Origin of the sequence: Bariatricus sp. SGI.154 (assembly GCF_050313795.1) — a bacterium.
Classification (GTDB): Bacteria; Bacillota; Clostridia; order Lachnospirales; family Lachnospiraceae; genus CAMBRQ01.
On the sequence record NZ_JBNPMC010000025.1, the window covers coordinates 38,034 to 53,350 of the forward strand.

Below are 15,317 nucleotides of genomic sequence, written 5' to 3' on the forward strand. Positions count from 1 at the left end.
AATTTGTTTTTTATTTGTTATGTTATTTTGCCTATACAGTTGCACATATCTCTGCCTCAGACTTCGCAATCTTTCTCACGCACATATAACACATCGGCACAATATAGCAACATGCTGCAACCCACGCTGTCTGATCCGCGAAACAGATCGCCGTATATCCATAATATGCCACGAACCCAAGACTAACAATACTCCTTGCAAACATCTCCGCCACACCGGAGAAAACCGCTCTTCCCGAAAATCCCAGTCCCTGAGTACTCATACGGCATATATTCAAGAATCCAAGGCTCCAGAAAAAGTATCCTATACACCGCAGGTACTTCGCAGATGCATCCAGCACTTCCACCGCTTCTTTGCCGACAAAAAGCATAGAAAGTGTTCTGCCACAAAAGATCATTACCAGTCCCGCAATCATTCCATAGGAAACCGCAATCACAAGCCCCTCACGAATACCTTTGCGAATTCGCTGAATCTTTCCTGCACCGAGGTTCTGTCCACAGAAGACAGACACCGCAGAACCGATTGCATCAAACGGACACATGACAAACTGCTTAATCCTCATTCCTGCCGTGAATCCTGACACATAGATGCTTCCAAGCCCATTATTAGCCGACTGCATCACCATACTTCCAATCGCTGTAATCGAAAACTGAAGTCCCATAGGCACTCCCATCATAAGCAGATTCTTCGCCACATTCGGCTTCATCGCACAATTTAAAGCAGATGGCTTTAAAACCGTTACCTTTTTCCAGATAAATACCAGACATAGGATGCCGCTTACTGCCTGCGCCGTGATGGTTGCAATCGCCGCTCCTGCACATCCCCATCTCAATACCACAATACAAAACAGATCAAGTCCAATATTCAGTACCGTAGAAACTGCCAAAAACATAAACGGTGTCCTGCTGTCTCCCACAGATCTGAGGATGCTGGACAGCAGATTATATAATAATGTAAATGGAAGTCCTAAAAAAATCACCAATTGATATTCATAAGCATCTCTATAGATCTCACCTGGTACAGTGAGAATATGTAGAATCCACGGACACAAAAAACCACAGGATACCGTCAGCACCACCGCAAGTCCTGCTGTCAACACCATCGCATTGAAAATATAATCCCGCATGTCTTCTAATTTTCCAGCTCCAAAACTTTTCGCTATCGGTACTCCGAATCCTGTACATGAACCAATGCAGAATCCAAGCACCAGGAACTGAACGCTGCTGGTCGCTCCAACTGCTGCCAGTGCTTTGGTTCCAAGTATTCTTCCCACAATCGCCGCGTCAATAATGTTATAAGTCTGTTGTAATAGATTTCCAATCAGAAGAGGAACTGCAAACTTAAGAATTAATTGAAACGGCCTTCCCTCTGTCATATTCCTTGTCACGATACTCACCTTCTATGCTATCTTCTATATTCCGTCAGAATACCTGACCTCAAGTATATGATTGTACCACAACTCAATACAGAATGCCATTATAACAAACTACTTATTCATAACAAAAATAATTCCCATCCAGCTGTTTCCAGACTCCGCCTCCCAGCGGCGTCAAAGACTGGTACAGCACATTCTCCGGAATCTGGCTCCCGTTCTGATACACATATGCCGCACTTTCTATGGATGCGTCATTCGGCGTCTCATTAAACTTACTCCCCGACACCGTCGTATACTGCCCTGACTGGTAGATGACTTCAGAGATTGTATCTGGGAACTTATCGCTGTTCACCCGGTTCAAAATCACAGACGCAACTGCAATCTGCGTCTCCCTTGATACATCTCCTGCTTCAGCATTCACCAGCCTTGCAAGAAGTTCCACCTCTGCATCAGGCGAAGAAGCCCCCGTCACCTCTGCTTCATCCTCGGCTGGCGCGCCTTCTTCTGACGAATCACCGTCCGGCGAGGCATCGTCAGAAGACACTTTATCTTCTGATGAAGCCTTATCTTTAGCGGATGCAGACGTTTCCTTTATGACCTTATTACTTTTTTTCGATTCTCCTGCATCCGCACTCTTCACAATGTGAGCAATCAGCAAACTGAGAAGAACAATGATTACAATCAGGAGTACGAATGCCGTACCTAAGAATTTCACCACGAATACCTGATCTTCCCGCGGCAGTCTGCGCCATTTTCTCCGATACGCTTTTATAATTGATCTTTTTCTAGTTGATTTCTTTCGTTTCATAAATAATAGTCCTTTATCATCTGTAGACGGGTTTCTTTCTTCCATTCTACTACAAATGTCAGGTCTTTAAAACTATTTTTCCTCTATGATGCTTACCCCCCAAGGTGCAATCTGCATCACATCCTGTGTCGTAATCTCTGTTCCTGTCAGTAATTCTACTCCTTCAGAGAACCTATACTCTGTTGTCTGCTCCTCTGCAGAATAATTGAAATAGAATCTAACCGTCTTTCCAAGATCATTCTTTCCCTTTCTTACAATGACAGGGAATCTCTCTTCAATCTGCTCCACACCTGCGTCCTGCAGCGCACTTCTCAGAACTTTCTCAAGAGTCTCCTGATCCGTCATGCATCCAAGATACACTGCCGTTCCCTCGCCATAATGATTCTTAGTAATCGCAGCATACTCTTTCCAGTTATAATGATCATAGGATGCCAGAACTTCTGCGCCATCCAGCACTAGCAGTTCCATGAAAGTCTTCGCTTCTCCTGCCTTCTCTCCTGTAATCTCACCAGTTAGGCCAACATTTTTCGGGAAGGTAAACTGATGATATCTTACGCCCAGGCAATTCGTCAGAATATGAGGCTGCACTTCATGGCTCACCTTCACATTCTCATTGGCAAATGCACTTTTGAACGTAGCAACCAGATTGCCTCCATTCTGAACATATTGATTCAATCTCTTAAGCAAAGCATCCGGAGCCGCATAGAGAGCCGGTACTACAATCATCTTATATTGTTCCAGATTCTCTGACTCCGGCCAGATAAAGTCACATTCCACATTCATCCGGAACAATGCATCATAGATCCAGCGAACCACATCATTATATCCGATGCCGCCGTTACTTGCAGCAGTTGCCTCGATTCCAAACCATTTAAGCGCCGTTAATGCTTCGTTGCTTACAAGGATTGCCACCTCATTCTTCTTTTTCAGATTCACCAGATGGCTTCCGATCTCTGAGAACTCCCGTCCAATGATACATGCCTCCCGGTATGCATCATTCTCCTGGAAATCATGGCTTAACAGTCCTTTCCAATAAGTTTCAAAAGAATTATGTATCGAATGCCAGTGCCAGTACATCACACTGTTCGAACCGGATGCGATATGGCTGTATGCCTGCAAGCGCAGCTGACCTTTATAAGGTGTCCATCCCGGATACCCCTGCGCTTCCGTCTCAAGGATCAGATAATTATCCTGTTTCAAAGATCTCGTCATATCACCGCCAAAGGCAATCTCCGCTCCGGTCAGATCATCCTGGGTAGGATGATAGATATCCGCACCGGCAATGGTCAACGCCTTCGCCGCATGGTAATGGTTGACATCCGTCTGCACACCAAAAGAGTATCCACGCCATTCAAAATCAAGATTATGCGTGATAAACTGATCCTCTCTTCGGTACTCATTCACGATATCAGCCTGCCAGCTTAAGAACTCTGCAACCAATGACCGCTGGAACTTCTCGAATTCTGCTCCCAGACTTCCATTGATCGTTCCTCTCACATCCGGGAAATCCTCCCAGGCATTGATGCGGTTACTCCAGTAATCCAATCCGAATTCATGATTCATGGCATCCAGATCATTGTGAAATTTCTTCCGCAGATATTTTACGAATCTCTCCTGAACATTCCTTCCTGCCGTTCCATAATACTTCGTCTCATTGTCCAGCTGGAAACCAATCACGCATTTCCGATGTGCTGTACGTTTCATCAGTTCACGAATCACCCGCTCACTATAGAACAGATACGCCGGATTGGTAATGTCCATAATCTGACGCGCACCGTATATTCCTCTTCCCTTCACGGTAGTTGCCAGCACATCCGGATGAGACTTCACCATCCAGGTAGGGACAGCGTAGGTAGGGGTTCCGATAATTACATGAATCCCTGCCTCCTCCATCGCATCCATAACCCGTTCCACATGGGAGAAATCAAATACCCCTTCCTGTGGTTCACAAGTGCTCCAGGTAGACTCTGCAATACGTACTGTATTGATTCCTGCCTTTTTCATCATCGCAACATCCTGATCTAATCTCTCATAGGGCATATACTCATCATAGTATGCCGCTCCAAAAAGAAGTTCTTTCATGCTTATATTCCTCCGTTTATTCTACATTTTACCCATCTGCCAGCCTACTTAAGACCGCCACTCGCAGTTCCTTCCGGATGCTTTGGCAGCCAAAAGCAGTGGCTTTCATTGCCATTATAGTACCAAAGAATCCGAGCATAATATATCATTTATTTTGGTATAATATCATTTATTTTTGTTATTTTCTATTGTTTTTGTATTTTCCGTACTTCTTTCTGTATTGCATTGGACTCATGCCCGTCTGCTCTTTAAAAATATGTCCAAAATAACTTTGCGAACAAAACGAAAGGTAATTTGCGATCTCTTTTACATCATATTCTGAATAGCGCAGCATATTTTCTGCCATCCGTATCTTCTCCCGCCGTATGTAATGCTGGATCGTCATGCCCTCTATCTTATGGAACAGATCCGACAGATAACTGGAATTCACCCCGATCTCGTACCCGATATTACCGATCACGATCTCATTATGAAGATTCTGGAAGATATAGTTCTTTGTTCTCTCAATCAACTCATTCTTCTGCCTCTTCTTGTGGATTCCGGCAACTGCCTTTGCATATTCATATTCCGCCTGACGTGCCATCGCGTTAATCTTAATAACGCTATTCATCTCTTCTATCTGTAAAACATAACCATCTACCATAGAGAATGCCTCCTCCGGGAGCATCCCGCCTTCGATCGCCGCTCGTGATGCCAATGTAATCACGCAGATCGCAATATTCTTTGCCTGACGCACCTGATCCTTCGACAACCGTCCTTCTTCTCCCTGATAGGTTTCTTTAAGACTCTGCCTCAGCATCTCCACATCACCGCGCCTGATGCTGTCTAATTCCCGCACCTCCTGGTCATATGGGTTATGCGGCAATTCATATTCCTGACGCTGGAAGATAACATTCGAAACACTTGCCCTCGTTTCATCTACATCATAATCTTGCAGTTCATTCTTTCTCCACAGTTCGTCTAAGGACATCTCTTCTCCGGTCAAAAAATGATGAAGCATTAATACGCATGCGCCAAATGTCTTGATATCACAATACGGCAATCGGAATCCTGCTTCACCGAGATGGTGGGTCTGAAGCATATAATCCGTCAATTCTTTGTCGGGGATTTCTATGCTTACAGGTCCCATCACCAGTTTTCCCGATTCTATAGGGAAGATTGCATAGAAGATGGTACTGTACTCACAAAAAATATACGGATATGTCCTTGGTTCTCCAGAGAGAATCTGCTCCCTAAAATCGGTATCTGCGAGTACCGGATTCTGTTCATCAGCGTGACTGCCGAAACATTTGCCAGGTTTGCCGTCTTTATGGATATGACAGATACTGCTGTGTGTAATTTTTATAATTTGACTACATATATATTCAAGATTCATATTTTTTCCTGCCGTATAAACCTTTTCATAATTTATTTTAAATCGTAAAATCCAAAAAACTATTTAAACTTAATTATAACACGACTATATCTATAATAAAATCGCAAATTTTTTAATGCATATCCATTAAAAAGCACCGATCAGATCGGTGCTTCATCTAACATATACACTATTTCGTATGTTTTTTAATGATTTTCATAAACAAGATATCCCCTGCTGCACATTACCTCAATCTCAACCTTTGCTCCCATTGGTAACGCAGCCACCTGAAAGCAAGAACGTGCCGGACAATTCTCCGGGAAATATTCTGCATAAACCTGATTCATTTCCGCAAAATCATTAATATCTGCAAGAAATACTGTCGTTTTAATCACATTATCGAATGACAACTGTCCTTCCTTTAAAATCGCTCTGATATTTTCAAGGCTTTGACGAGTCTGCTCCCGAATATCATTACTCTCAATTTTCCCAGTTCCCGGATTCACTGGAAGCTGCCCGGATGTTACAAATAATCCATTTACGCAAATCCCCTGTGAATAAGGTCCAATCGCCTTTGGTGCATAATCTGTATTTACAATTGTTTTTGTTTTCATTATTTTTCTCCTTTTCATCAATTACTCATTTTGTCTATTTTTCCATGCCTGCTCCATACGCTGTAAAGCCTCCTTAAGCACCCATGTAGGACATGCCAGATTGATTCTCTCAAATCCCTCGCCTGGCTCACCAAACACATAACCCTCATCCGTGAATATATATGCCTCTTCTATCATGAACTTTTCCAACTCCTTGTAGGAAAGTCCCAATTTGCGGCAGTCCAGCCATTGTAGATAAGTTCCTTCCAACTGAATCACTGTAATCTGTGGGAACTTCTCTTTCATGAAGCCTTCTACCAATTGACGATTCCGATCCAGAACTTCTAAAAGTTCAATTAACCAATCCTCACAATCATTATAAGCAATCTCACATCCTTTGTAGCCAGCCATATTACAGAAAAATACTGCCTGGCTCTCACGATATTCATATACCTTTTCCTTAAGTTCTGGATTTGGTATAATCAGATTGGAAGTCATCATGCCTGCCATATTAAATGTTTTGCTGGGAGCAGTACAGATGATACAGTTCTGTGCTATTTTTTCAGAAACTTTTGCATATATAGTATGCTTGTACCCCGGCATTATCAGATCATGATGAATCTCATCCGATACCACCAGAATATTATTCTCCAGACATATTTTTCCGATACGCTCCAGTTCTTCCTCTGTCCATACGCGACCTACTGGATTATGGGGATTACACAACAAGCATAACTTATTCTTGGACTCTTTCGCCTTTTTCTCAAAATCTTCGAAATCAATCTCATAGCGATTACCGTTTAATATAAGCCGAGTCTCAACCAGAGTCCTTCCGCTCTTTCTTACTGCATTGTAGAATGGATAGTAAACAGGGGTAAACAGAATAACACCCTCATCCGGTTGCGTAAACAACTGTACCATGTGATACAGTGCCGGAACAACTCCAGGATATTCAACAATCCATTCCTTTTTAATATCCCACTGATGGCGACGCTTCATCCAGCCAATGACCGCATCATAATATGTATCCGTTGCAAATGTATATCCCATAATCGAATTCTTCAAATATTCTGCAATTCCTTCTGCAATCTGAGGTGCATTTTTAAATTCCATATCTGCTACGGAAAATGGAACGATTCCATCGGGTACATCTGGATTCAATGCATACATTCCATCCCACTTGCTAGAGCCCGTATTTTTTCTTGATACCATTGTTTCAAAATCATACTTCATTATCGTTCTCCTCCTAATATACTTATTTTCACTTCTATCATTCTTATGTCTTAGTCTATATTCTCTTCATAACTTGGGCTCAAATCAACTTTGTTCATACGAATCTGGGCAAAGATAATAGAAACAGCAAGCAATATTACATTACCAACTATCAGAGCCGGAGAGAGTTGAACAATATTCAAATAAATATTAAATACTGCACAAATCGTAGAAAATACAACAAAGCAACCTGTTCAACAGGAAGTACACCCGCAGCCACAACACCGATAATGCCGTAAATAACTGCTACAATCAAGGTGGAAACCAACATGACAATCGGAATATCACGAGTAGGATTTTTTGCCTCTGCTGACAGATTCGCAACAACAGTACTTCCACCTACGGCAAAAGTCAGAAGACCTCCTGCCTGCAATAGGCCCCCAATTCCATTCGTCAGAAATCCTTCTGTCAAGTAATCAGGCTGTATATGGCCAACACCAAACGCAGCAAACAGTCCCAAAGCAACACACAGCATTATAACAATAATATTTTGGAACTTCGCCATAACATCTACGCCGACAATGTTGATGACAAAAAAGAGCGTGGTCACAATAAGTGCAATAATCTTTTCGTTGCCAAAACCAAATAACGAAATGAAATAACTGGCAAATGAGAGTGAATACATAGCCAAAGACAGGTTACTGAGAGTATTTACAACTGTATAAATACCAGCCATACGTTTGCCGGCCAACATAGCAACCATTGTATACTCCCCACCGCGAACACGCGCGGCACCACAAATTAAAATCTTCGGAATAGAATAACCAACAACCATAACTGCTGAAATGAGAAATGCAATCGGTACCGAACGCCCTGTCAGAGCGATAGCTGAACCAAGCAGCGTCATAATACCAGCGCCAATAATCTGACCAATCGCTGTACTCATCAGATCCATGAACCCTAAGGTCTGCTTTAATTGTTTTGTAGAACTTCCTTGAGTTGCCATAATAGAATCTCCTCCTTTGTCTTATGAAATTTTACTAAAATCTGCAGATTTTCCGCATGTATATCCGTCATCAACGGGAAGTATCACACCATTGATTCCGTATGCTTCTTCACTTGCAAGGAAAAATGCAGCATCAGCGACCATTTCCGGCTGTATCCACATATTACGGATATGTAAACCAGCAACCGTATCATACACCTCTTTATTCTCCCATGATGCACGTGCCATTGGCGTAACTGTTGCACCTGGAGATACAGCATTCACACGGATTTTATATTTGCCAAGTTGGAACGCGCAAGTACGGGTCAGACATCTCATAGCTCCCTTGCTTCCGATATAACCTACCGGATCCCATGTTGCAATATCTGCATTGATAGATGTCGTATTAATAATACATCCCTCCAATTTCCGTTCTACCATAGTTCGCGAAACCAACTGAATCATATACATACTTCCAAACACGTTGGTCTGAAATGCTTCTTGAAATGCTTTATGATCAAAATCCAAAATTCCCAGACGATCGCCAAGAACTCCTGCATTATTGTAAAGAGCATCAATTTTCCTATAATGTGCAACCACTTTTTCTACAGTATCATTACACTGTTCGTAATCCGAAACATCGCATAAAAACGGTTCCACATCCCTCCCTTCTTTTTTTAAGTCCTCACTCACTGCCATTAATGCTTCTTTTTCCCTGTCAATCATAGCTACGGACCAATCATTTCTGGCAAATTTGCAGGCCGCCGCTCGACCAATCCCCATGGCAGCACCAGTAATTAGAATTACTTTTTTGTTACTCATGTCCTTTCCTCCTTGTATTTTTATAAATTTGAAAGACTTAAACCAGCCTCAAATCCTTCTCTAATTCCCATATATCCATTTTTGACGCCATTTGCATCTCCAACTTTTATAACCGGGCAGTTTACTCCTTCCAATTCATCCAGAAACTTCCTTTCGGTCTTTACACCTACTGCTATAACCACTGTATCCACATCCCTAATAACCGATTCTCTACCACCACATTCTACTATTACAGTATGATATCCAATCTCCTTCAATTTTGTTGATGTAAATATATTCACATGGGCTTCTTTTAAACGCTTTTTTAAATACATAGACGGCGAAGGTTCTCCATCACGAATAATTTGCGGCAGCATCTCTACAATCGATATTTCTACTCCTTGTTCAGCCAGCATATCTGCTGTTTCAGCACCGACTAGTCCCCCACCAATTACTACCACTTTGTTTCCCACGGTTACTTTTCCCATTAGGACATCATGTGCATTTACTACGAATGACTGTTCACTACCACTAACTGGCGGAACGAACGGGCAACTTCTAGTAGCTGCAATGATCACATCAGGATTTTCACTAAGTATCATTTCCATATCGGCTTCCGTATTTAATAAGATACGAACCCCATATTTTTTCAATTGACACTTTTGCCAGTATATCAGCGTGGTAAATTCTCCTTTTCCAATCGGTACAGATGCCGGAATCCATTGTCCACCCAATCGATCTTCCTTTTCGACTAACGTTACTTTATGTCCTTTCATGGCTGAAGCAACTGCTGCCTCACATCCGGCAACGCCACCGCCGACTACCAACACCCGTTTCGGATTCCGGACAGGATTCAAATCATACTCATTTTCCATGCCCGTTACGGGATTTACAAGACACCGTACATATCTTCCATTGGCACTTTCCGCACTGCATCCCTGAAGACATCCAATACAACGAAGAATATCTTCTTCCTGTCCATTCATCACTTTCTTAGGAAGGTCCGGATCTGCCAGAGATGCCCTTGCCATCGTCACCAAGTCTGACTTGCCTGACATAATCACATTTTCTGCCACCTGAATATCATTGATTCTTCCGACCGCTATTACTGGTACAGATACTACACTTTTAATCTCTGCCGCATTATTTACATAGGCTGCCTTTGGCACCACAGATGGTGGAATGATTGTATGCGTAGACGCATATACCCCTTGTGAACAATGGATGCAATCTACACCATTCTGTTCCAAAATTCGGGCGATTACCTTTGTCTCTTCAATCTCTAGACCACCATGCACATATTCCACAGTTGACATCCGATAAATGATCGGAAAATCCTCCCCACACTTTTTTCGAATATCTTGTACAATCTCCACAGCAAACCGCGCACGGTTTACTATACATCCCCCATATTCATCTGTGCGCTTATTCGAAAATGGCGACATAAAAGCCCCAATCAAATAGCCATGTGCGCCATGTACTTCCACAGCGTCAAATCCTGCATCTTTTACTCGTTTGGCACAATCACCAAACTGCCGGATTAATAGATGGATTTCTTCTACTGTCAGTTCCCGTGGAATCTCCGGCATTGTCGGATCTTTCAACGCAGACGGTCCTACTGGCTGTTCGCCTGTCACTGCACTACTGGTCTCACGCCCCGCATGATATATCTGTGCTGCAATTTTTCCTCCTGCCTGATGAACTCTCTTTGTCAACTTTTGATGACTAGCAATCTGCGCATCATCCCATAGTCCTGGAAGATCTTTAAAACCTCCAGCTGTCGGATTAATCTTATAGTCTTCCGTAATAATAAGTCCCCAGCCACCCTGGGCTTTTCGCTCATGATAAGCAATAAACTTTTCTGTCGCCAATCCATCCTCCCTACAGTAATTGGTTACCATTGCCGAGACTATCATACGATTTTTTAATTCCATTTCCCGTATCTTTATTGGCTCAAAAACTTTCATTCAACGCTCTCCCTTGTTTTTTATTAATCTTATCCCTCTTTCACACTTCCTTCTCCATCATGTGAGGGAAAGTAGTATTTTTTCGCAAAAAAAATAAAGCATATTACAATATACATTGCTCTATGCTTTATCTTCTTTATAAAATAATTTTAATTATATTAAACCATCTTCCTGTACATTATCACGCATACCAAGCGTACAATAATTCAATAATTTTTCTTTATCTAATATTGTGATTTGCTTTCTAGATGTAGATAATACCTTTTCGTCTTTTAACAACTTGATTGTTCTCTCCATCTGCGCCTGCGACGCACCTGCTATACTGGCAAGTTCTGATTGCGTCAATGGTATAACATCCTTATTAGGATGTACTTTCATAATATATAGATACAGAATATCACAAATACGGCTTAGGCATGGTTCGAATGTCTGATTAATCGTATCTAAGAACATATAACCGATAAAATCACAATTCTCTTTCAATAATTCTCCGGCAAGCATTCCATTTTCCTGCACAATCTTCTTCAATGTCGGATATGACATCTCATATACTTCAAGGTCCGTAAACGCCTGCAACATCATCTCATATTCAGCACGAAACTTATGGATTTCAACCCCCACGGGAAAAATAGTTCCAATACCAAACAAACATAGCGATTTTTTCCCTTGATCATGCCCCAGAGACAAATGAATGATGCCTTTTTTTATATAATAGGCAGTATTATTCACTACTCCATATTGCGTCAAAAATTCACCCTTTTTAATTGTTTTTAGTGTTACATCGTAATTCTGTATCGTACTTTCAAATTCATTTAGATAGTTTGCAAGATAAATACTTGGTACAATGTGTGGTGCATACTTCTCCACATCTTTCCCTCTTTCTTCCCTTTTCCAACGTCATCTATCACAGTTTTATAATAACGATATGAATTTTACATGTCAAGATTCAATATTTCCATAAAACACGCATGTTATTATTTTCGTACAAAGAGTTCTTTCGCATCTAAAATGTATTGAACAGCGGAATGATCTCCCAGATCAATATGAAATACGATGAACTGCCAATCATGGACAACAATTTATGGAACACTGTGAAACGATGTGTCCGATTTTTACGTTAGGACTTTTCTTTTTGAAATACCACAGGGTGACAGCAGCCTGGATAAACTGCAAAAGAATAGTTGCATAAGCCGCTGCTTCAATTCCCATACCATAAGGCTTCATAATCGTGATAAAAATCGGATCAAGAATAATATTCAAAATAGCACCGCTGGCAATAATCGTCATTGCCTTTTAAATGTTGTCACTGGCTCCGGCAAAAGTCAAAAGTTGTCTGGCAAACATCATCCCTTGTATCAAGTGTCTGTTTCAACCTTTGTTCCTCCTGTTCTATCATTAGTTACTTCTAACCATATAAAGTATATACAATCTTGGCTGTTTTGTACGCTCCTAACAGCAGGAATTACAATCCAACCGGAAGAACTCGGGAACAGAAACGTCTCTCCCAGATTCGTCAAATCCACCACTTTTTCCTGTTTTTTTCTACCTTTCGTCCAAATAAATTTATAATGGGCTATGCTATAATAGCATTATTGATGAACGGAGTTTCATAAAGAAATATCAGAAACAGGAGGCCAACCAGCACTTATGGGAATTATTTTTAATGACAAAAGCAAGACACTTACTTTACACACGAAAAATACGTCCTATCAAATGAAGATAGGCAATTTAGATTATTTACTGCATCTCTATTATGGTCCAACTATTCATGACGCTGATATGACCTATCAGATTATGCAGTACGACAGAGGATTCTCCGGGAACCCATATGAATCCAGGAATTCCAGAACATTTTCCCTTGACGCACAGCCACAGGAATTCAGCACACAACAGCAAGGGGATTTCCGAACTACCAGCATTGAAGTCGTTAATTCGGACGGAAGCTACTCTTTTCATGGCAAAGCACTGAATTTTGGAATCATCGAAGGAAAATATCAGTTGGATACCCTTCCATGCACATTTGCAAATGACGATGATACCGTAGATACATTGGAGATTACATTATCCGATGAGGTAAGCAACGTACAGGTAACTCTTCTATACAGCGTATTTGAAGAGGCTGACATCATTACCCGTGCTGTCAAGGTAAGAAATATCGGCGAGAAATCCATCCATCTTAAAAAGATTATGTCTGTATGCCTGGATTTCCTGAACGGTTCCGATATGGATCTGTTAAGCCTTCCGGGACGTTACGGTCAGGAACGCCAGGTAGAACGCCAGCATCTGACCCATCACATACATACCATCGGAAGCGTGCGCGGCTCTTCCAGCCATCAACAGAATCCTTTCGTGGTCTTATGTGATCAGAATGCCACGGAAGATTATGGCAAATGCTATGGCTTCTCTTTGATGTACAGCGGCAACTTCCTTACCGAAGTAGAACTTGACCAGTATGATCAGCTTCGCCTGGTCATGGGAATCAATCCAAAACAATTCGTATATGAAGTAAAGCCAGGCGAGACTTTTGAAGGACCTGAAGTCGTAATGGCTTTCACCGAACACGGATTCACAGGACTTTCACACTTGTACCATGATTTCTACCGCACCAACCTCTGCAAGAGCAAATTCGTGACAGACGTGCAGCGTCCGGTATTGATCAATAGTTGGGAAGCCGCTTTTATGGATTTTGATGATGTAAAATTAGTAGAGATTGCCAAGGCTGCCAAGAATATGGGTGTAGACCTGTTAGTTATGGATGATGGCTGGTTTGGCAAACGTGACGATGACAACAGCGGTCTCGGAGACTGGGTAGTCAATGAGAAAAAGATCAAATGCGGTCTTCACAAGTTGGTAGAACAGATCAATGATCTCGGCATGAAATTCGGTATCTGGTTCGAACCTGAGATGGTATCAGAAGACAGCGACCTATACCGCGCACATCCGGAATGGGCAATGCAGATTCCAGGGCGCCACGCAGTGCGAAGCCGTAACCAGATTGCCCTTGACATGAGCCGCAAAGATGTACAGGATTATCTGATTGAAAAAGTGAATGCCATCTTGGATGATGCTAATATCTTCTATGTAAAATGGGATATCAACCGCTCACTTGCTGACATCTGGTCCAACGAACTTCCAGCAGACAAGCAAGGTGAAGTATATCACCGCTACGTACTCGGTTTATACCGTGTTATGGATAACATTATTAAAACACACCCGGATATCCTCTTCGAAGGCTGTTCCGGAGGCGGCGGACGATATGATGCTGCTATGCTCCACTACTATCCACAATACTGGGTAAGCGATAACAACAATCCAATTGACCGCCTGAAATTACACTACGGTACATCCTTCGTATATCCGACCTGCACGATGGGAGCACACATCTCCGACAGCGGAAAATTCGTACCACTTAAGACCAAAGCCGTCGTTGCCATGTGCGGAACCTTCGGATATGAATTGGATGCAACCCATCTAACGAAAGAAGAACAGACAATCTGCAAAGAACAAAGCGACCTGTTCCGCAGATACTATCATATTACCTTTGAAGGCGACTTCTACCGCTTAACCAATCCTTTCGAAGTAGGTAATATGACTGCGTGGCAGCATGTAACCAAGGATAAGAGCGAGTCACTTCTAAGCGTAGTGGTTACGAATCTTACCTGTAACGGACCACAGGAATATGTACGCGCAAAAGGACTGGAGCCACATGCTATGTATACGATTAATGATGGTGAACGCATTCTTTCCGGGGCTGCACTTATGAATGCAGGGCTGCCGATTAATCGGGAAGTACCGGAGTATACGGCATTTCAGTTTCATCTGAAGAAGGTGGAAATTTAATGGAGAAAATAGATTCTTGGAAAGTGTACGGTAAAGCAGAAGAAGATGGCTGGGACCAACCGCCATTTCCTGCCAATACCGTTCCCCCCTTGCACCCCGCCAGGAATCCCCACAGTTCATGAAGAGCCACACATAAGAATGACAGGCAGAGAGGGGCAGTATGGGCGTTCGGATTCGTAGAAGAGCCGTACAAGCCGTTAGTGAAAAAGAGGTCCAAAATCAGGATGAATTCTGTGCCACACGCACAGAATTCAAGAATGTCTGAGCCGGAGAAATCTTCAGATTTGTCCGGCGATTACA

11 protein-coding genes and 1 pseudogene are annotated in these 15,317 nt (G+C 42.3%); 1 reads left to right on the forward strand and 11 read right to left on the reverse strand.

All coding sequences use genetic code 11. The annotated features are described in order from the left end of the window. Window positions 1-31 precede the first annotated feature (31 nt). The 11 genes and pseudogenes from ACQRBN_RS11740 to ACQRBN_RS11790 all read right to left on the reverse strand — a co-directional run. Window positions 32-1,387 carry an MATE family efflux transporter gene (locus ACQRBN_RS11740; protein WP_427739185.1) on the reverse strand — a complete coding sequence of 452 codons (1,356 nt, stop codon included), beginning with the start codon at window positions 1,385-1,387 and terminating at the stop codon, window positions 32-34. Between the two features lie 103 nt (window positions 1,388-1,490). Beyond that, entirely contained in the window at window positions 1,491-2,183 is a 693-nt protein-coding gene (locus tag ACQRBN_RS11745; RefSeq protein ID WP_427739186.1) for a cell wall hydrolase, read from the reverse strand. Between the two features lie 72 nt (window positions 2,184-2,255). After that, on the reverse strand, window positions 2,256-4,265 hold the full coding sequence (locus ACQRBN_RS11750; protein WP_427739187.1) for a beta-galactosidase: 2,010 nt from the start codon (window positions 4,263-4,265) through the stop codon (window positions 2,256-2,258). 178 nt (window positions 4,266-4,443) lie between these two features. After that, window positions 4,444-5,640 (reverse strand): helix-turn-helix domain-containing protein, encoded by a 1,197-nt coding sequence (locus tag ACQRBN_RS11755; protein ID WP_427739188.1) that lies wholly within the window; start codon window positions 5,638-5,640, stop codon window positions 4,444-4,446. A 185-nt stretch (window positions 5,641-5,825) separates the two neighbouring features. Beyond that, window positions 5,826-6,233 carry a RidA family protein gene (locus ACQRBN_RS11760; RefSeq protein ID WP_427739189.1) on the reverse strand — a complete coding sequence of 136 codons (408 nt, stop codon included), beginning with the start codon at window positions 6,231-6,233 and terminating at the stop codon, window positions 5,826-5,828. Between the two features lie 21 nt (window positions 6,234-6,254). Next, window positions 6,255-7,445 carry a MalY/PatB family protein gene (locus ACQRBN_RS11765; protein WP_427739190.1) on the reverse strand — a complete coding sequence of 397 codons (1,191 nt, stop codon included), beginning with the start codon at window positions 7,443-7,445 and terminating at the stop codon, window positions 6,255-6,257. A 178-nt stretch (window positions 7,446-7,623) separates the two neighbouring features. Beyond that, window positions 7,624-8,430 carry an APC family permease gene (locus tag ACQRBN_RS11770; protein WP_427739191.1) on the reverse strand — a complete coding sequence of 269 codons (807 nt, stop codon included), beginning with the start codon at window positions 8,428-8,430 and terminating at the stop codon, window positions 7,624-7,626. 21 nt (window positions 8,431-8,451) lie between these two features. After that, entirely contained in the window at window positions 8,452-9,231 is a 780-nt protein-coding gene (locus ACQRBN_RS11775) for an SDR family NAD(P)-dependent oxidoreductase (RefSeq protein WP_427739192.1), read from the reverse strand. Window positions 9,232-9,251: 20 nt separating this feature from the next. Beyond that, entirely contained in the window at window positions 9,252-11,177 is a 1,926-nt protein-coding gene (locus ACQRBN_RS11780; protein ID WP_427739193.1) for an FAD-dependent oxidoreductase, read from the reverse strand. Between the two features lie 153 nt (window positions 11,178-11,330). Further along, entirely contained in the window at window positions 11,331-12,044 is a 714-nt protein-coding gene (locus tag ACQRBN_RS11785; RefSeq protein ID WP_427739194.1) for a Crp/Fnr family transcriptional regulator, read from the reverse strand. Between the two features lie 231 nt (window positions 12,045-12,275). Continuing rightward, window positions 12,276-12,539, reverse strand: a pseudogene (locus ACQRBN_RS11790) (MATE family efflux transporter); the annotation flags it as partial. Between the two features lie 285 nt (window positions 12,540-12,824). Here ACQRBN_RS11790 and ACQRBN_RS11795 point away from each other — a divergent pair. Then, window positions 12,825-15,017 carry an alpha-galactosidase gene (locus ACQRBN_RS11795; RefSeq protein ID WP_427739195.1) on the forward strand — a complete coding sequence of 731 codons (2,193 nt, stop codon included), beginning with the start codon at window positions 12,825-12,827 and terminating at the stop codon, window positions 15,015-15,017. The last annotated feature ends 300 nt before the right edge of the window (window positions 15,018-15,317 follow it).